Below are 17009 nucleotides of genomic sequence, written 5' to 3' on the forward strand. Positions count from 1 at the left end.
TGAAGTTTAAAAGGAATAAACATACTTATTTGATTTGGTACAATTGAAGATCAATACAAGTTTTGGTTTGTGAGTTTATAGCATAAAACTGTGTAAATATTTATGAAATGAAAAAGATTATTATAAAAGTGGTGTTGTTAATAACGTTTACTACGTTTTTTAATTTATTAATAAATGCACAATTTCCTGATGACGATCCACCCGATGATCCGGATCCGGAAATCCCCCTTGACCCCGGTTCCTGGATCCTGGCGGCTGCCGGTGTTGGTTATGGCGTGAAGAAATGGCGGGATGCAAAAAGAAAAGGTAATAAAAACGATGCCACAGCCACTACGATTTTTTTAGAAGATGATATACATAAAAAATAATCTCTGACCCGTACTCCGTACCAAAAACCAATTGCTTGAAACGCCTATTATTTTCTGTTGCTGTTATAGTGGCTGCGCTTACCGTGCAGGCGCAAAGAACCTGGTATATTACCGGCGGCTTAGGACCCATGAATTATTTTGGTGACCTGCAGGACAGGCAGATCACATTTAAACAGGCAAGTTTTAGCGGGACTGCCGGGGTAACCTGCCAACTAACACCGCATTTTGCTGCCAGCCTTGCCTTCAGTTATGGCGCCGTTAAGGCCGATGATGCAAAGAATGGCTGGAAATGGGTGAACAGAAATCTTAGCTTTCACTCCTCTATCCTGGAAACTGCAGGTATTCTTCAATATGACCTCTTCAATGTTGAGCAATCTGATGAGCATAATATAGCAGAGATCAACCCGCAAAAAATTACGCCTTATATTTTCGCAGGCATTGGCATGGTGCATTATAATCCCTGGACTTATGACCAGTCGGGCAAAAAAGTTTACCTGCAGCCTTTGGGAACGGAAGCGCAAACTTCGCCCTATTCCTTATGGTCGGTTTCTTTTCCAATGGGTGTGGGCATTAAATATGCGCTCTCCAATAAAATTATGCTTAGCGGGGAATTTAATTTCAGGAAAACATTAACCGATTATATGGATGATGTGAGCATTCACCAATATCCCGACACGGCACAATTGCTCATAACCCACGGGCAGGAGGCGGCCTCACTTTCGTACAGGGCCGATGAAATTCCGAATAACGATTACAAGTTTTATGGTTACCGCGGCAACCCCAACAAAAAAGACGGGTTTTATACTTTTCTGCTTAAAATCTCTTTCCAGCTTCATAAAGAACCAAAGTTCTATTACCCGCATTAACGGGTTTACTTGCATCTTCTATATTTTATTTGCCCGGAGAGAATTTAATGCGATTTTTTATTTAACCTGTTTGCAAAGCTTTAAGCATTTATTTTTGCGGTGCTTTAAACTGATGAATGCTTATATAAAATATACAAAATTCGTTCTGCTTTTTGTTTTCCTCGTCATTATTGCGGGTAGCATAGTGCGTACCACGCAAAGCGGCATGGGCTGTCCCGACTGGCCGCATTGTTACGGTCGTCTTATACCACCTTCCAGCGTTAACGACCTTCCGCCGGATTACCGGAAATACCTTGACAAGCAGGATATAGACATGGAATATAATCCGGTGCATGCCTGGGTAGAATATATTAACAGGCTTATTACCGGCGCACTGGGTATTTTGCTGGTGGTTCATGTGGGCTGGAGTTTTAAAAAATTTTTCAGCTCGAGGCAATCTATATGCTGGCTGTCCTGCCTCTTCTTAGTGGGTACTCTTTTTGAAGCCTGGCTGGGTAAACTGGTAGTGGATACTAACCTGGCCGTTGTAAAAATTACGCTTCACATGCTGGGGGCATTATTTCTTGCCCTGATACCGGTGCTCATACTGCATAAACTGGATAACAATAAACCAATTCACGATAAAGGGCTGGCTATATTAACTACAACAGCATTAATAGTGCTTCTGCTGCAGATAATTATTGGCACCGATGTGCGGGAGCAGGTGGATGAAATATCCAAGGCGTTGAATTACGAACAACGCGATACCTGGCTGGCACAACTGAATACCATATTTGATGTGCACAGGATTGTTGCCGTGGTAACATCACTGCTGGTGATATTTATATTCTGGCGCTCTTTATCGCATGCAGCATTGCAAAAGAAAGCGTTGTTCCTGCTGCTCACTGTTTTGCTTACAGCGGCAGCCGGTTTTTTAATGGCGTCATTAAACATCCCTGCTTTTATACAGCCGGTTCATCTGTTACTTTCTTCTGTTTTATTTATAAGCCTGTTTGCTTACAGGCTTAATTTAAAAAAGCAGCAGTGATTATCGGTTAATATTTTTTTGAATTTATTTTTTGCAACTTCGTGCCTGAATTTCAAAGCACACTTATTCATCATTAAACAATTCATCATTGGAAAAGACTATTAATACAGGCATCATAGGTTTTGGTGTTGGCGGCAATACATTTCACGCACCCATTATTTCAACTACGGAAGGCTATAATATCAGCAGCATAAGGGCGAGGAAAGACAATGAAGTTGCCATTGCAAAGGAACGCTATCCCAATGCTGCAATAAAAGATAACACGGATGATATTATCAATGATCCAACTATTGAACTGGTTGTAATAACCACGCCTAATGCCTATCATCACCCGCTGGCCAAACAGGCATTACAGGCAGGCAAACACGTGGTGCTTGATAAGCCGATCACTATTACATCGGCCGATGCAGATGATCTTATCAAGATTGCCAAAGCGCAAAACCGCATATTATCCGTTTATCACAACCGCCGTTACGACAGCGATTTCAGAACGGTGAAAAAAATACTGGACGGCCAGTTGCTGGGCAGGCTCGTGGAATTTGAAAGCCATTACGACCGTTTCAGGAATTATTTAAAGCCGGGCGCGTGGCGTGAAAAAGATGAGCCCGGTGCCGGTATTTTATACGATCTCGGCGCGCATTTAATTGACCAGCCCTTATTGTTGTTTGGCATGCCTGAAGCCATTACGGCTGATGTGCGCGTGCAGCGCGAGGGCACAAAAGCCACAGATAATTTTGACGTGATATTACATTATCCCGGCCTGAAAGTAACCCTGAAAGCAGGCATGCTGGTGAGCCAGCCTTTGCCACGGTATATTATTTTGGGTGATAAAGGCAGCTTTGTAAAATATGGTTTGGATGTGCAGGAAGTGGCTTTAAAAGCAGGCTTAACAGCGCATACAAAGAGTGACTGGGGCATAGAGCCCGAAAGTGTTTGGGGCAGCTTGGTTACTGAAATAAATGGTGTAAATTTTTCAGGAAAGGTGCAAAGTGAAAAAGGCGATTACAGGGATTTTTACCGCAATGTGTATGATGCTATTGTGCACAATAAATCATTAGATGTAACGGCCGCACATGCAAGAAATATTATCCGCGTAATTGAGCTTGCCATACAAAGCAGCGACGAGAGAAGAACGGTTGATTGTAAAGGAGCGTTTGTGTAATCTTATATTTTTAAATGAATGCATGCTGCATGTATTTTTTGTTGAATAAAGTTATGCGGTACAAGGGAGTGACACAACCGTGATGCCACCTGTTCAATTGCTGGTTATCAAAAGAAAATTTATAAACAGCGTAAGCTGTTATTTATAATGCCACCTCGCAAAAAACAAGATAAAAAGTCATCAACAGCAAAGGTTGTTGCCATGCAACATAACGATGCCGTGATTGATGAAAAGCAAACGCCGTTACAACAGGCAGCCGCCGCAGAAAAAAACGATGACTTTGCCCTGGCTGAAAAGATTTATAAAAAGCAAATTCAGTTAAAAGCCTTTAATGCGGCCGTTTATAAAAAGCTGATGGTTATTTACCGCAAACAAAAAAGATATAAGGATGAGCTTGATATAATCAATAAAGGGCTTAAGCATTTTGATGAATACCGTAAAAAACAATCTTCGCAAAAGCGTGTAAATACAAGTATTAAAAAGCTAAGTCAACGCTTAAATAAAAGCCTTGGCTTAACCAACAGCCGCGGTAAAGAATTATATGAACCTGCACCCATTCCGGAATGGAAGAAACGAAAAGCAACTGTTGAAAAAAGATTAAAGAAAAAGAAGTAGTCCTATTTTTTTGCCGGTGCTTTCGGTTTTCTTTTTAACAGCATTCTTTTCTGCGGCAGTTTATCGCCAAACAAAACACCCCATTGCTTAAACTGTTCCGTGCGGTCGAATATTACTTTTGTTATAGCCAATATAGGCAGTGAAAGGAACATTCCCGAAATGCCGGCTAAAGCACCGCCAACAAAAACACCTGCAAGGCTTGCCAACGCATTCACCCTTACTTTACCGCCCACTATGCGTGGCATAAGAATGTTGTTGTCAAGAAACTGAACAATGGCGATGGTTACGAGCACTGTTATTACATCGCTTAAATCGGGTGAAGAGCTTAAGGTGAGCAATACGCCAAGTATATTGCCAAACAGGGCGCCTATATAAGGGATTAAATTAAGAACGGCGAATATGACACCAATCAATAAAGCATGCGGAATGCCCAATATTAACAAGCCGCCACCGAGTAAAATAGTGATGTAGGTGATTTGTATCAGCAATCCTACGATATAACTTTTAATAATAGATTCAGTTTCGATAAGTGCGTCTTTTATTTTTGGGTGCAGCTGCTGCGGGAACCATAAATAAATGAACTGCTTCAGTATATCTTTATACAGCAGCATCAGAAAAGTATAGATTGGGAGCAGGCCAAAAAATATTAATACGGAACCAATGGAACCGGCTGCACCGCCAAGGTACTGCCCTGCCGAATCCAATATCTTCTTGCTTTGTTCATTTGCAAACTTCGATTGCTGCGCTGCAGAAATATTTGTTTTTTGGCTAAACCATGCGCTTAGCGCATTAATATGGTTAAGAATGTTTTGCTTGATCGTAGCAAAATCGTCTATAACAGGCTTTGTTTGCATCATTATAAAAAACATAATGCCCGCTATTATTATAATCATCAACAGCAATGCAAGAAAAATGGCTAACACACGGGGAAATTTTTTACGCACCAAGAAGCGATAAACGGGTAATAATACTATGCTCATAAAAAAAGCCATGAGCAACGGCATTATTATTTGCTGGCCATACACTATCACCATGCCCAATACTACAAGCCCCAACAATTCAATAGATCTCCTTACAGTTAATGGAAATGATTGCATAGAAGTTGTTTAGTTAAATATACATGCAAATGCTTAACCAAATAATTATAAAAAAGCCTGGTGGTTAAACCAGGCTTTCTGCTAAAAATTGCTATAATTCATTTTTTATTACAACTTGAAGCCTACACCAACACTGAATGTTCTGAATTTATTTTTATCGTTGTTGTTGTTATCAGTTTGTGTGGAATTGATTTTGGTTAAGCCTAAGCCATAATTCGCAGTTATCATAAACCTGTCAATTTCAAAACCGGCCAGTGCGTTAATACCTGCATCAAATCTTTTCAGCCGGTCATACCTTGCGCCTTCCTGGTCGCCTGTTGTGGGGTCGTCATTATTAAACTTAATATCTTCAGAAGATGAAGATTTAACACCCGCAAATGAGCTTTCCATTTTTGATTTACCGCCTATACCCATTTGAATATAAGGACCTGCGCCAACGATGAATTTGGTTGATTCAGATACCGGCAGCTTTACCACGGCATTTACCGGCAATTGTAAATAAAGCGGGTTGAATTTGGTTTTAACATAGTTGTCCGATTTATTATTATCATCCAAATACCAGTTTGCTTTCGACCCTTGCCCGTTTAACAATAACCCGGTTTGCACAGATAATATTGGCGCTACCGGCAGGTCTGCAATTACACCCGCATGAAAGGTGCTTAATGCCCTGGAATCATTCACAGAACCATCATTACTCGTGGAAATATTTGACAGGTTATAACCGCCTCTTATATACACTCCGCCATTATTGGTTGGAGTTGTGGTCTGCGCTTTTAATCCAATAAAAGAAAATGCAGCAAGACTTGTTAATACTCCCAATTTCATTACTTTCTTGATCATAACATATTTTTTAGGAAAGGATGTTTTACTAATTGCATGCCAATTGAAACTTTTACAAGTAATTCATTTTATTTCTTAGCATATTGTTGTATCTATTTGGGTGATAATTTCCACGATGAAACTTATAAATGTAACAGGCTGTTAATTACATTTAAAAATTAGCATTACATGCAGCGTTATTACCGAATGCTTATAAAACAATTACTAATTTTATCATTCAAAAAACCATGCTGTATGAAAAACATTTTGCCTCTTATTTTAATTATGATTTTGCCGGTTGCGGTTATTGCACAAAGAAATATTGCCGGTGCCTGGCAATATAAAGCTGGAACCATTGAAACGGTTTTGATATTTGCGCCCTCTTATTTTAGCGTTACCACATTTGATATTCCCAATAAAAAGTTTATACATACATGGGGCGGCCGTTATAGTAAACAGGATAATAACGTGAGTGCTGTTATTGAATTTAATTCATTGGATAAAGCACAGGTTGGAAGGAAAATAAATTTTAATGCAGCTATAAATAATAATGTACTGGCCAGTAATATTATTAATGATCATAAAGAATGGAAACAGATAGATGATAATACAGGGGCGCTTGCAGGCTTATGGGTAATAACAGGCCGTGAACAAAATGGTGTAATGAATAAGATGACGCCGGGTGAAAGAAAGACTATTAAAATACTTTCAGGAACAAGGTTCCAGTGGGCTGCTATCAATACGGCAACAGGTGATTTTTTTGGAACAGGTGGTGGTAATTACAGTTTTCAAAACGGTATTTATACAGAGAACATTGAATTTTTTCCAAGAGATAGTACGAGAGTGGGGATGGGCTTAAGCTTTAATGGCTCAGTTAATGGTGATGAATGGGACCATAGTGGTAAAAGTTCAAAAGGTGATCCTGTGCATGAAATCTGGACAAGGCTGCCTTAAACCAATCAGGCAACGGTATTATTATTTACCTGCTTTTGATTTGATGGATTCATCTGGTATGTAAGCACACTGCCATTCTTTAATATTTCAATTATCCGGTAGCCATGATATTTTGTGCCCCAGTTGCCGGCTACATGCGAGTCAAAGAAATAATGTTTGCCTTCATTTTCTTTCATACCATCTTCGTCATGATCATGCCCGTGAAATACGGCTTTAAGATTTGATTGTTTATTAAACATTGTTACCAGTTCGGGACAGGGAAGGCCAGCACCCGTCCAGCTAAAGGGCGTTATATGCATGAATACAAACAAGTGCTTTTTATCAGCGTATTTATTCAATTGCTCTTTTGCAAATTCAAGATCGGGGCAAATGTATTTGCCCTGATCATCTGCACTGTTTAAAACAATAAAAGCAGTTTCATTTTTTTCGAAGCTGTAATGCCATTTTGTGGTAAACATTTGCTGCCATTGTCCTTCATCTATCATATCATGATTGCCATGCGATACATGATAAGGCATTTGTAATTTATCCCATTGCTGTTTTACCAACGGCATCATGGAAGTATCATTATGAAATAAATCACCATTCACAAATGTGAAATCCAGGCCCCTTGATTTTTGTTCAGCATTCAGCCAGTTAACCATTTGTTTATGCAGCACCTCATATTCTGTAGAGGGCTGCCCGTAATGCCCATCAGAAACAGTGGCAAAACGAAGCAATACATTTTCTTTGTCAGGAGGCCTGAATGATGATGCGGCAAATGATTGCAATACATTGCCTGCACTAATCATAACAATAGCCCTGATGCCTTGTTTTAAGAATGCTCTCCTGTTTTGCATGGCGTTCAATTTTACAAATGCTAAATAAGCATATTTATATTACGTAAATATTAACTGCTGACATATATTGTTACTCATCTTTCTTAAAAACGAATGCATACTCAAACGGCGGTATAGTAACGCCATAGGATGCTGCTGATGTATCTTTCTTACTGATGGTGAGCAACACGTTGTTGTTGCTTAAATGTAACACAATCGATGCTTTTACTGCAGTGTTTAAGCCTGCGTTCAATATGGTATCGCCGGCCTTTCCTTTACCTGGTTCATCTTCTTTTAAAATTATATAGCGCTGCGAACCAACATCAACCTGCTTATCGGTTAACGCTATTTCATTTGTAAACGCGCAGTTTTTACATTCGGCAAAGGCATTGAATACTTCATGATAGGCCGTATCATTTGCTTTGGGGTAGTAGAATTGCACGCTGGTTTTAATATTTAGTTTTCCATCGTCACCATCCTCTATTTTCAGGTAGCCTTTTCTTTCGCTCATATCAGGTTGTGTTCCCGTCAATATCCAGTTGCCTGTAAAATTTTCTTTTGAAAGCACGCTGTCTTTATTACTTATATCTTCCTTATTTATAATTGTTTCAGGTGCAGTTGTGCCAGTGCGCAAAAAATAGAAAAGGCCTGATGCGGCAGCCACTACAACCAGGAAACCAATTACATATTTTGAGCGGTTTTTATATGCTGAATTGCCCTTCTTAAAATTTTCATTACTTACTTCGGGCATGGTGCCGCTTAAAGTATCTTTCAGGCTTTGCAGGCCTGTTTCATAATTATTAATGAAATTAATATACTGTAATCTTTTTATCCTGAAAGGCGCTTTGCTTTCGCTGATAAGCAGCGGTATAACGGGTTTATTTTCTTCCAGTACATAATAAACTTCATCCAGCACGTTTTGCGAAGCGGCTGATTTTTCCGACTGAATATATACCAGGCAATCACAGGTGCTTAATGCCTGCTCAATCTGCATATCCCATTCGCTGCCGGCACGAATATCTTCCTGGTCAATCCACACATCGTAACCATCTTTTTTTAAATCCAGCGCAAGCTTTATGGCAAAAGCAGTATCGGTTCTTGAATAGCTGAAAAAAACTTTTTTGTATTTCATAAGCTATGTGGTGCTCTTACAAATTTATTTTTAATTCATAAAAGCATGCTGAAATAATTATTGCAGCGGCTGTGGCGCAACACCTGTAAAGGTTAGCTTCACCGGTTTTATCATGCCGTTCTCATCAAAAAACATTTCTTCAATGCAGGTGGCGCGATGGTTGGCTGCGGTTTCACCCAATGGCCTGCGGTGATAAATGATATACCATTTATCTGTTGCTTCATTATGTATTACAGAATGATGGCCGGCGCCTGTTGCAGCAGCACTGTCTTGTTGTAATATCTTGCCCGCCCTTTTGAAAGGGCCAAAAGGCGAATCTGCTATTGCATAAGCAACGGAATAATCAGGCCCTGTCCAGCCGCCTTCGCTCCACATAAAATAATACTTATTGTTTTTTATAAACATGCAGGGGCCTTCCACATATTTATCCGGTGTTATCTCTTTAAACAAAGTGCCATCCTGCATAGGAACAATGCCGGTGAAATCATCTTTTAAGCGGGCAATATTGCAATGCCTCCATCCGCCATAAATAATATAGTAAGCACCATCTTTATCTTTAAAAACATATTGGTCTATCGGCTGTGCACCGTTATAGAATTTATCTATCAAAGGTTTGCCGAGATAATCTTTATAAGGTCCTTCCGGCTTATCGGCAACAGCAACACCAATACCGCCATATTCCTTATCGCTTTGAATATCGTTGGCCCCAAAAAAGAAATAATATTTATTGTCTTTTTCAACTATAGCCGGCGCCCACATGGCACGCTTTGCCCATTTTATAGCTGCCGTATCAAATATGCGGTCGTGCTTTGTCCAATGCACTAAATCGGGCGATGAAAAGGCATCAAAGAAAACCTGCTTTTCATATACATCAGAATAAGTGGGATATATCCAGTATTGATGGTTGAATATAACGGCTTCGGGATCGGCATACCAGCCTTTAAGAATGGGGTTGCCGGATGTTTGTGTATTGCCGTGTTTTATTGCAAGCAACAGTAAAAAAATGAAGCTTAACTTTTTCATTCGTACAAGTTTTTTTTCAATAATCTCATGAAACCTCGTCACGTGCATTTTTCTGTGTAGAAATTATCACGCCCGGTTCATGCGTGAAAGATAAAACGTTATAAGCAATATCTTTCATCACTTGCAACAGCGTTTCAAAGCAGTGAACCCAACTTAAAATTTATCAGCACTTAATAACCGCATCCTGTAAGCATTCATCGCGGTTATACCAAGCTTTTTTATGAGGCGATAGTTTACAATTACGCCAACCGGTGCGCCAATTACCGGCAGCAACTGCGCCATTTTGGCGAGGTCAAGATAATCGCGGTATTCCTGCTGAAAGGTACGCCAGTCGAACTGATTGATATCATCGGGTAATTGGCTGGCATATTCATTCCAGTCAACCATTTTCAGATAAATATTTCTTCTTTCTTCATCGCTTGAAAAAGCCAGCTGCATAATGTGCAAAATATAGATGCGTTCTTTATAATCTTTTATATCAAACCCATACATGGAAGCAATATCAAACAACAGTTTTATTTTAATCGCCAGCAACAAAGGAAAATCTGCAAGCCCTAGTAAAATGCCGCCTGCACCTGTAACACCACCTTCTGCCGCCGCCGTGGTTTTATACCATTTAATGCGTTCTTCAATCAATCTTTCTTTTATTTCAAGGCTGTCTTTTGTATTGGGCTTTGAAGTGGTAATGCCGGCGCCAAACAGCACGCTTCTTACCATTTGTTTTATGGCAGTTGTAACAGCTTTATGTATTTTCTCAGGTATATAGCTGTTTATTTTTGTTTGCATTTTTTTGGAAAGCCGGTTCACCAACCCGGGCCCCCGCCGCATCTTCCTTTGCCAGTTTTTTAATTCGCTCGTTATTTGCTGCAGGTAATCATTCATGTAATTATTTTTATAAAAAATACCGATTTAAAATTATTATATTACTACGCCGGGGTTAATTGTATGCTGTATACATTATAGCCATTACCAATCTTTTTATTGCCGCATTATTTATATCATAAAACAAGTGAAATAGTGAAGATGCGCCATTGCTGTAAAAAATATTTAATATTACAATTTTAATACCGCTTCATAACCAACTTAAAGATGAAGATTGATTACAGAAAAATTAGTATTTATTTTTTTGCCGCTGCTTTCATTTTGGTTTCATCCTGCACACAAAAAGACCCGCATAATTCACTTACAGAAAGCGAAAAGAATGAAGGCTGGCAATTATTATTTGATGGCAAAACGCTGAATGGGTGGCATGCGTATAATCAAAAACATTTACCCCCGGTTTGGAAAGTGGAAAATGGTGAATTGAAATGTGTGCAGATACCCAGCAATCTTGATCATGCTGATCTTGTTACAGACAGCGTTTATGAAAATTTTGACCTGCGTTTTGAATGGACAATACAGAAAGCGGGCAACAGCGGCGTAATGATAAATGTGCAGGAAGACCCGAAATATGCCGCTACTTTTTTTACAGGGCCTGAATTTCAAATGCTGGATAATGCCAATGATCAAGTGCATAAGGGCAAGGCTGCAGAAATTGCGGGCGCCGTATATGCTGTGTTGCCGGTTAAAAATGAAGTGCAGCCAAAACCGTTTGGTGAATGGAATGAATCCCGCATTGTACAAAACAATGGCAAAATAACTTTCTGGCTTAATGGTGTTGAAACCGCTGACATTTTAATTAACAGCGATGAATGGAATGAGCTTGTTAACAAAAGTTCACTGCACACCTATCCTGATTTTGGCAAGCTTACCAAAGGCCGCATTGCTTTACAGGATCATATAGATGAGGCTGCTTTCCGGAATATGAAAATTAAAAAGCTATAAATTAATACCAGGCTTATTCCTCGTAATAAAAGCTGGAGAAGTTTGTTATCTCTTTAAAAAACCTGTCGTTTTGCTGCCCGTTTATTTTAGTGCCCAGTGCATCTTTCCAAACAAGTGCATTATAAGGGTTCATGGTGCTTATAAGGCTTACCAATGTGCCTGAAACGGGTGCATAAATTTTAAGTATTTCTGTGTCACCGGCTGCATGCTGAAAAGCTTTGCTGAAATGAATAACGGTTTTGCCTGTACTTTCTGAAGGCACATAAATTGAATCGCTTTCGGTTTCTAATACTTCGTTTTCATTTTTTACTGCCAGTTTGCATTTACTAACCGATCCGTTATAATCATGTGATGCAGATATAGACAAGGGCAGGTCAATCAATGTCCATCTAAAATCTCCTGTTAATTTAACCTGTATTATTTCTTTGAAACCGTTTCCCAAAACGCTGCCTGAAGGATTTTGGAACAGAATGCCCGGCTTATTGCGCACAAGGCACATGGGATCTGTTTTCACCGGTTTGGAGAGAGTTATATAATGCTCCATGTTATCTTCGGAACTTACATAGGAAATGCCTGTAAGGCTTACCTGCGCAACCGAACCGGAATTGATTTTATTTACATTTTTATAAAAAATATCCATTATTAAATCCGCACCTGATCCCGGTTGTAAATAGCGGTCTATAAAATAAGTCATCATCCCCGTATCATTGAGTATTTTATAATCGTAAATGCTGCTGATCCGGGAAGATGATATGAGTGAAGGCGCAGAAAAATCCATGCGCCTCAGCAGGATCAGTTTGGATGCAATAACCTGAAACTCTGCAACAGAACTGTCTCCGTTTGGTATAAAGGTCTTTTGTGTTACTGGTGGTAATATTCCTGTTTTAACAGTGATGCCTGCATCTTTAATTACAAGAGAATCGCCGGCAACACTACTGCTAACTTTTGTGCTAACGATGGCTGTATTTTTTTTACAAGCCGCAGAAAACAATAGCAGAAAAAGCGAAAATGCTATAGCAGGATTTGTTGTTGATGGCGGTAGTTTCATACTTGCACAAAATACAAATTTTTAACGGCTCATTCAGGCGCAATGCCGGCGTATTTGATTTGAAAAATGAGCGGCTAAAATATTTCAGCCGTATTTAATTGCTTGTTAATAATAAATATTCAAGCAATAAACAATCATTCCAGGCAGGGCAATAATGATTATACATTAGTAAACGCAAATCAGTAAACTTTCCTTTTATGCTGCGTTTAAAATAAGAAGGAATATTGCCTATAAAAAAGGGCAGGTCGTTTTGTTCTATATTTTTAAAATCTTTTTTGCTGAGATGTAATGGCGGCGGCGATTGCCCCCATTTGATCAGCGTAATGTTAAGTATAATTTTTTCAAAGCTATTATTGGTTGATAGCAGGCGTTCATTGGCAATTTGAACTAATTGTGGTTTAATGGTTTCCAATTCATGTATTGGTTGTATGCTCATCAGCCTTGCCAGGTGATAAAGAATGATAGACGTATTAGCGTAGTAAGGTGAAACAAAAGCAGGATGTTTTACAATATCATTTCGCTGAATGGTTGTAATAATATGTTGCAGTGAGGCACTATCGGCTTTTGTCCATTGAAGGTTATACTGCTGCACAAAACTTAAAATGTTGCACAATACGCTTACATCAAAAACGACAGGAAATTTTTTGCCAAACCATGTGGAATAAGCACTGTCGTAAGCATAAATTTTATACGATGTTTTTAAAGGAGGATGATTGTTAATATAAGCCTGCATAAATTGATGCAGCGTTTTTGCTGAATCTTTATCTGCGTCATTCATGAAGAAGCCAAGCACCGTGTCGTCCATATCATCCGGCAAAGCGCTGTTACCTTTAAAAAGGGGCATCCACCAACTGTAATTAAATCTCGTTGCCGTGTCTGTCCGCCAGAAATTATAGGTATTACGGCTTTTATTTTTAAAATAGGTTGATGCCCGCTTGCTTCTTGCAATAATGCTGTCGCAGATAATTTTTTGTTCTGCAGAAAACTGGTTGTAATTGTCTTTTAGAACGTAAGTAACAAGCGTGTTGTAAAAGATTGTGTTGTCTTTCTTTTTTGTTTTGAATTTCCGGGATGCATTAATGTAGGAGGGAAAAACGCCTTGTATGAAATAATTATCTTGTTTGAGTTGATGGGTTTGTATTTTATCAAGAAGATACCCGATTGTTATACTGTCCTGTGCATACACCCTTCCACAAACACAGATTAAAAAGCAATAAATTGTAATTAATATAAACCGGGAAGGCAGCGGGGCATACAATCTTTGTAGCTTCGGTTTTTTATAGTGCACAAAATAATTTGTAATTGAGAGAATCAGCTTCAAACTATGCGGAATAAATATCCTTTACCAAAAATTCTGTTTGCAGTTTTTCAAGCTTTACTGCATCATTAATATTAGTGTATTTACGGGCAAACCAGTTGCCTGTTTCATCTTTTTCGTAAACAGTAATCAGTACTGTTTCAGGCTCGATAATAATGTAATAGCGAAGCGAAGTGATTTTAGTATAGTCAATATACTTGTCAACATAGTCTGTAACCTGGGTTGATTCGGAAACAACTTCCACAATTATTTCAGGTGTATATTTTATATATTGATTGTCCAGGCTTTTTTCCTCTTTTGAGGCAAATACATCAGGATAATAAAATTTTCTGCCATCAGGAATAGCAACTTTTACATCATGGTTATATACCTGATAACCTTTACTCTTTAAGAATTGTATAAGCAGGATATAGATCAATCCTGCCATTTGATTATTTATATCCTTTTCGCCAGGCATTTCAAAAAGTTGTCCGTTAATAAATTCATGTCTCCGGTCAGATTTTAACTCATATTGAATATATTCTTCAACAGTATAAATCTTATCATTCACAGCATTTCTCATATTAACTTCCGTTTTACCAAACTTACAATTTTTTAATAATCTGTCAGCCTGATGCTTTGTAAACCTTCAGGTTTTTTTAATGTACCAGCACATGCGTTTGCTTTATTACACCCATTACAAAAACACTTTGCACATGTCCGATATTTTCTTCCTGGCTTAGTTTGTTTACATGAAAATCATAATAGGCATCCATATTCTCCGCCATTACTTTCAGCATGAAATCAAACTCACCGCTAATGCTGTAGCATTCTATAATTTCAGGCAGGCTCTGAATTAGTTTTATAAATTTAATACCGGCATTTTTACTGTGCTGTCTTAGTGATACATAACAGATCACCATTAAACCCTTTTTCACTTTTGAATGATCAACCAGTGTAGCATATTGTTTAATAACACCAGCTTCTTCCATGCGCTTGATACGTTCATGCACAGGCGTTGTGCTCAGGTGAATTTTATCAGATATTTCTTTAACCGTTATGCGGGCATTATGCTGCAATAACTTCAGAATGGCAAGGTCTTTATCATCAATGTTAAAACCCGTTATAGTGGATTGTTCTTTTTTAACTGCTTGAGCCATTATAAACTATTAATTTATTCTATATTAGATCAATATAATGTCATTTCATTCCAAAAATAAATCATTAAATATTATTCTATCCTGAATTTTTATTTTTGTTTTTCAAATTTTAAATATGTCAACAGTAACGAAAAACATTGACCTGAGCCTGCCATATAAAGTGAAAGATATTTCACTGGCTGAATGGGGCCGTAAAGAAATAAGATTAGCCGAAGCCGAAATGCCTGGATTAATGGCGCTTCGTGCAGAATACGGCGAAAGCAAACCTCTGAAAGGCGCACGCATCGCAGGATGTTTGCACATGACCATTCAGACAGCGGTTTTAATTGAAACGCTGATTGAATTGGGCGCAGAAGTTAAGTGGAGCTCCTGCAATATTTTTTCAACACAGGATCATGCTGCGGCAGCTATTGCTGCTGCAGGTATTGGTGTGTTTGCCTGGAAAGGCGAAACAGTGGAGGAAGCTGACTGGTGCATTGAACAAACTTTATTCTTCGGAAGTTTTGATCGTCCTTTAAATATGATATTGGATGATGGCGGTGATTTAACCAACATCGTATTTGATAAATATCCGGAGCTTATTCAGAACATTAAAGGCTTAAGCGAGGAAACAACCACTGGCGTGCATCGTTTATATGAAAGAATGGCAAAAGGTACATTGCCTATTCCTGCCATCAATATTAATGACTCTGTTACCAAATCTAAATTTGATAACAAGTATGGTTGTAAAGAAAGTTTGGTTGATGCCATTCGCCGTGCAACAGATGTAATGATGGCTGGTAAAGTAGCTGTGGTTGGTGGTTATGGTGATGTGGGTAAAGGTTCCGCCGCTTCATTGCGTGGCGCCGGCTGCCGTGTAATTGTTACGGAAATTGATCCTATCTGTGCTTTGCAGGCTGCCATGGATGGTTATGAAGTGAAGAAAATGATTGATGCAGTGAAAGAGGCTGATATCATTGTTACTGCTTCAGGCTGCCGCGATTTAATTACCGGCGAACATTTCAAATTAATGAAAGATAAAGCCATCGTTTGCAATATAGGCCACTTTGATATTGAAATAGATGTGGCATGGCTGAATGAAAATTATGGCAACACCAAAGTTGAAATCAAGCCGCAGGTGGATCTATATACAATAGATGGTCATGATGTAATTCTTCTGGCAGAAGGCCGTTTGGTAAACTTAGGTTGTGCAACAGGCCATCCAAGTTTTGTAATGAGTAATTCATTTACCAACCAGGTGCTGGCACAGATGGAATTATGGAGTAATGCAGATAAGTATGAAAACAAAGTGTATGTGCTTCCTAAACATTTGGATGAAAAAGTTGCACGTTTACATTTGAAGAAAATAGGTGTTGAGTTAGATGAATTAACAACTACTCAGGCAGAATATTTGGGCATTCCACAAAACGGGCCATTTAAACCCGAAATGTACCGTTATTAATAGAAAGACTGAGTTGTAATATTCTGTCTTTAGATTGATATAAATAACCGGTAATGCAGGCATAACTTAGCTACATTACCGGTTTATTTTTTTAAAGCATTACTGAATTTATCCGTTGATACTTCGCGGGTATTATATTGCTGCATGTATGTTTTATGCTGATCCGCCGGGTAAGCTGTTTCACCCCGATATGGATAAGCCGGCATATTATGAAAAGGCAGCGGTTCAACAGTTTGCCCGTAAGCCGTATTCAGGTCGCCATCTTTTACCCATCCTTCACTGTAAATAAGAAAATCACGCTTCCATCCTTTGGGCAATACAGGTAAATTGGATGCATCAAAATCAATACTTATTTCAT

Annotated in this window: 19 protein-coding genes; 8 read left to right on the forward strand and 11 right to left on the reverse strand. The window is 38.8% G+C overall.

All coding sequences use genetic code 11. From position 1 onward, the window contains the following. Positions 1–107: 107 nt before the first annotated feature. The 5 genes from ACTHN6_RS17360 to ACTHN6_RS17380 all read left to right on the forward strand — a co-directional run bounded on the left by ACTHN6_RS17360 (position 108) and on the right by ACTHN6_RS17380 (position 4038). The gene (locus ACTHN6_RS17360; protein ID WP_440437045.1) at positions 108–368 is read left to right on the forward strand and encodes a hypothetical protein; all 261 of its coding nucleotides are present in this window, start codon (positions 108–110) and stop codon (positions 366–368) included. Between the two features lie 35 nt (positions 369–403). Continuing rightward, positions 404–1234, forward strand: a complete 831-nt coding sequence (locus ACTHN6_RS17365; RefSeq protein WP_440437046.1) for a DUF6089 family protein — start codon at positions 404–406, stop codon at positions 1232–1234. 112 nt (positions 1235–1346) lie between these two features. After that, the gene (locus ACTHN6_RS17370; protein WP_440437047.1) at positions 1347–2261 is read left to right on the forward strand and encodes a COX15/CtaA family protein; all 915 of its coding nucleotides are present in this window, start codon (positions 1347–1349) and stop codon (positions 2259–2261) included. A gap of 88 nt (positions 2262–2349) precedes the next feature. After that, positions 2350–3423 carry an oxidoreductase gene (locus tag ACTHN6_RS17375; protein WP_440437048.1) on the forward strand — a complete coding sequence of 358 codons (1074 nt, stop codon included), beginning with the start codon at positions 2350–2352 and terminating at the stop codon, positions 3421–3423. 147 nt (positions 3424–3570) lie between these two features. Further along, positions 3571–4038: a hypothetical protein gene (locus ACTHN6_RS17380; RefSeq protein ID WP_440437049.1), complete on the forward strand. Its 468-nt coding sequence runs from the start codon at positions 3571–3573 to the stop codon at positions 4036–4038. Between the two features lie 2 nt (positions 4039–4040). Here ACTHN6_RS17380 and ACTHN6_RS17385 read toward each other — a convergent pair whose 3' ends face one another. Beyond that, positions 4041–5135, reverse strand: coding sequence for an AI-2E family transporter (locus ACTHN6_RS17385; RefSeq protein WP_440437050.1), 1095 nt, complete (start codon positions 5133–5135; stop codon positions 4041–4043). Positions 5136–5243: 108 nt separating this feature from the next. Next, on the reverse strand, positions 5244–5975 hold the full coding sequence (locus tag ACTHN6_RS17390) for a porin family protein (protein WP_440437051.1): 732 nt from the start codon (positions 5973–5975) through the stop codon (positions 5244–5246). 234 nt (positions 5976–6209) lie between these two features. On the opposite strand from ACTHN6_RS17390, the gene ACTHN6_RS17395 reads away from it, so the two are divergent. Next, a complete protein-coding gene (locus ACTHN6_RS17395) occupies positions 6210–6908 on the forward strand; it encodes a hypothetical protein (protein WP_440437052.1) in 699 nt (232 codons plus the stop codon). Positions 6909–6913: 5 nt separating this feature from the next. Here ACTHN6_RS17395 and ACTHN6_RS17400 read toward each other — a convergent pair whose 3' ends face one another. The 4 genes from ACTHN6_RS17400 to ACTHN6_RS17415 form a co-directional block, all read right to left on the reverse strand. Beyond that, positions 6914–7747, reverse strand: coding sequence for a metallophosphoesterase family protein (locus tag ACTHN6_RS17400; RefSeq protein ID WP_440437053.1), 834 nt, complete (start codon positions 7745–7747; stop codon positions 6914–6916). Between the two features lie 70 nt (positions 7748–7817). Next, positions 7818–8858 (reverse strand): toll/interleukin-1 receptor domain-containing protein, encoded by a 1041-nt coding sequence (locus ACTHN6_RS17405; protein WP_440437054.1) that lies wholly within the window; start codon positions 8856–8858, stop codon positions 7818–7820. 57 nt (positions 8859–8915) lie between these two features. Next, complete coding sequence (locus tag ACTHN6_RS17410) at positions 8916–9881, reverse strand: glycoside hydrolase family 43 protein (protein ID WP_440437055.1); 966 nt, start codon at positions 9879–9881, stop codon at positions 8916–8918. 153 nt (positions 9882–10034) lie between these two features. Next, a complete protein-coding gene (locus ACTHN6_RS17415; RefSeq protein WP_440437056.1) occupies positions 10035–10763 on the reverse strand; it encodes an EcsC family protein in 729 nt (242 codons plus the stop codon). A gap of 207 nt (positions 10764–10970) precedes the next feature. Here ACTHN6_RS17415 and ACTHN6_RS17420 point away from each other — a divergent pair, with 207 nt between their 5' ends. Next, the gene (locus ACTHN6_RS17420; RefSeq protein ID WP_440437057.1) at positions 10971–11705 is read left to right on the forward strand and encodes a 3-keto-disaccharide hydrolase; all 735 of its coding nucleotides are present in this window, start codon (positions 10971–10973) and stop codon (positions 11703–11705) included. Between the two features lie 13 nt (positions 11706–11718). On the opposite strand, the gene ACTHN6_RS17425 is transcribed toward ACTHN6_RS17420, so the two are convergent. The 4 genes from ACTHN6_RS17425 to ACTHN6_RS17440 form a co-directional block, all read right to left on the reverse strand. Further along, positions 11719–12753, reverse strand: a complete 1035-nt coding sequence (locus tag ACTHN6_RS17425; protein WP_440437058.1) for a hypothetical protein — start codon at positions 12751–12753, stop codon at positions 11719–11721. Positions 12754–12847: 94 nt separating this feature from the next. After that, on the reverse strand, positions 12848–14041 hold the full coding sequence (locus ACTHN6_RS17430; RefSeq protein ID WP_440437059.1) for a hypothetical protein: 1194 nt from the start codon (positions 14039–14041) through the stop codon (positions 12848–12850). Positions 14042–14075: 34 nt separating this feature from the next. Continuing rightward, positions 14076–14633, reverse strand: a complete 558-nt coding sequence (locus tag ACTHN6_RS17435) for a Uma2 family endonuclease (protein WP_440437060.1) — start codon at positions 14631–14633, stop codon at positions 14076–14078. 76 nt (positions 14634–14709) lie between these two features. Beyond that, the gene (locus ACTHN6_RS17440) at positions 14710–15210 is read right to left on the reverse strand and encodes an Lrp/AsnC family transcriptional regulator (protein WP_440437061.1); all 501 of its coding nucleotides are present in this window, start codon (positions 15208–15210) and stop codon (positions 14710–14712) included. 115 nt (positions 15211–15325) lie between these two features. On the opposite strand from ACTHN6_RS17440, the gene ahcY reads away from it, so the two are divergent. Then, positions 15326–16651, forward strand: coding sequence for an adenosylhomocysteinase (ahcY, locus tag ACTHN6_RS17445; protein ID WP_440437062.1), 1326 nt, complete (start codon positions 15326–15328; stop codon positions 16649–16651). A gap of 83 nt (positions 16652–16734) precedes the next feature. Here the strand turns inward: ahcY and ACTHN6_RS17450 are convergent. Then, on the reverse strand, positions 16735–17009 hold a 275-nt coding region (locus tag ACTHN6_RS17450), incomplete at its 5' end, for a hypothetical protein (protein ID WP_440437063.1).

Origin of the sequence: Parafilimonas sp., from assembly GCF_051953455.1 — a bacterium.
Classification (GTDB): Bacteria; Bacteroidota; Bacteroidia; order Chitinophagales; family Chitinophagaceae; genus Parafilimonas.

What these genes read in the sequence shown, in the direction of transcription:
- ACTHN6_RS17360 (WP_440437045.1), top strand. Translation starts at nt 108, where the DNA reads ATGAAAAAGATTATTATAAAAGTGGTGTTGTTAATAACGTTTACTACG.
- ACTHN6_RS17370 (WP_440437047.1), top strand. Translation starts at nt 1,347, where the DNA reads ATGAATGCTTATATAAAATATACAAAATTCGTTCTGCTTTTTGTTTTC.
- ACTHN6_RS17380 (WP_440437049.1), top strand. Translation starts at nt 3,571, where the DNA reads ATGCCACCTCGCAAAAAACAAGATAAAAAGTCATCAACAGCAAAGGTT.
- ACTHN6_RS17385 (WP_440437050.1), bottom strand. Translation starts at nt 5,135, where the DNA reads ATGCAATCATTTCCATTAACTGTAAGGAGATCTATTGAATTGTTGGGG.
- ACTHN6_RS17390 (WP_440437051.1), bottom strand. Translation starts at nt 5,975, where the DNA reads ATGATCAAGAAAGTAATGAAATTGGGAGTATTAACAAGTCTTGCTGCA.
- ACTHN6_RS17395 (WP_440437052.1), top strand. Translation starts at nt 6,210, where the DNA reads ATGAAAAACATTTTGCCTCTTATTTTAATTATGATTTTGCCGGTTGCG.
- ACTHN6_RS17400 (WP_440437053.1), bottom strand. Translation starts at nt 7,747, where the DNA reads ATGCAAAACAGGAGAGCATTCTTAAAACAAGGCATCAGGGCTATTGTT.
- ACTHN6_RS17405 (WP_440437054.1), bottom strand. Translation starts at nt 8,858, where the DNA reads ATGAAATACAAAAAAGTTTTTTTCAGCTATTCAAGAACCGATACTGCT.
- ACTHN6_RS17410 (WP_440437055.1), bottom strand. Translation starts at nt 9,881, where the DNA reads ATGAAAAAGTTAAGCTTCATTTTTTTACTGTTGCTTGCAATAAAACAC.
- ACTHN6_RS17415 (WP_440437056.1), bottom strand. Translation starts at nt 10,763, where the DNA reads ATGAATGATTACCTGCAGCAAATAACGAGCGAATTAAAAAACTGGCAA.
- ACTHN6_RS17420 (WP_440437057.1), top strand. Translation starts at nt 10,971, where the DNA reads ATGAAGATTGATTACAGAAAAATTAGTATTTATTTTTTTGCCGCTGCT.
- ACTHN6_RS17425 (WP_440437058.1), bottom strand. Translation starts at nt 12,753, where the DNA reads ATGAAACTACCGCCATCAACAACAAATCCTGCTATAGCATTTTCGCTT.
- ACTHN6_RS17435 (WP_440437060.1), bottom strand. Translation starts at nt 14,633, where the DNA reads ATGAGAAATGCTGTGAATGATAAGATTTATACTGTTGAAGAATATATT.
- ACTHN6_RS17440 (WP_440437061.1), bottom strand. Translation starts at nt 15,210, where the DNA reads ATGGCTCAAGCAGTTAAAAAAGAACAATCCACTATAACGGGTTTTAAC.
- ahcY (WP_440437062.1), top strand. Translation starts at nt 15,326, where the DNA reads ATGTCAACAGTAACGAAAAACATTGACCTGAGCCTGCCATATAAAGTG.